1 protein-coding gene is annotated in these 573 nt (G+C 76.6%); it reads right to left on the bottom strand.

What is annotated here, in order from left to right:
* Positions 1-573, bottom strand: a 573-nt coding sequence (locus KUM32_RS42380; protein WP_217146906.1) for an alanine racemase, incomplete at both ends; no start/stop codon positions are given.

The following is a 573-nucleotide window of genomic DNA, read 5'->3' as shown; positions in this document are numbered from 1 at the left end:
GTGGTACGGGTAGAAGTCGGCCGCGGCGAAGGTCCGGCCGGCGTGGTAGTGCTCGGGTCGCTGGGTGGCGAGGAAGTCCCGCCAGTCGGCGTGCGGCAGGTAGTCGACGGCGAAGCCGCCGCCGATGCTGACGCGGTCGGCGGGCAGCCCCAGGCCCCGGGCGCGTTGGCACAGCCCGACCAGCCGCGCGGCCAGGGCCGCGCGCGGGCGGATCGCGTAGCCCGACAGATGGAAGCTGAACCCCTCCATCCGCGGCCCGTCGCCCGCCCGGGCGCAGCGGACGAGCGCGGTGTCGAGTTCGGTGTCGGTCATGCCGAAGCGACTGTCCGAGGTGCCCGGGGGCAGGACGCGCAGCAGGAGGCGGGGGCCGGGGCCGCCCCGCGCGAGGGCGAGCAGACGGTCGAGCTCGTCCAGGGCGTCCACGGCGATCAGGCACTGGTGCGCGGTGGCCAGGCGGAGCAGCTCGTCTGCCTTGGCGGGCCCGGTGACGACGAGGTCCGGGCCGCGCACGCCGTGGCCCAGCGCCTGGCGCAGCTCCCCGACGCTGGCCACGTCCACGCCGACGCCGTTGGC

It is taken from the genome of Streptomyces sp. AC627_RSS907, assembly GCF_019049165.1.
The sequence above is the reverse complement of the archived record's forward strand: the minus strand, read 5'-3'. Positions and strand labels throughout refer to the sequence as shown.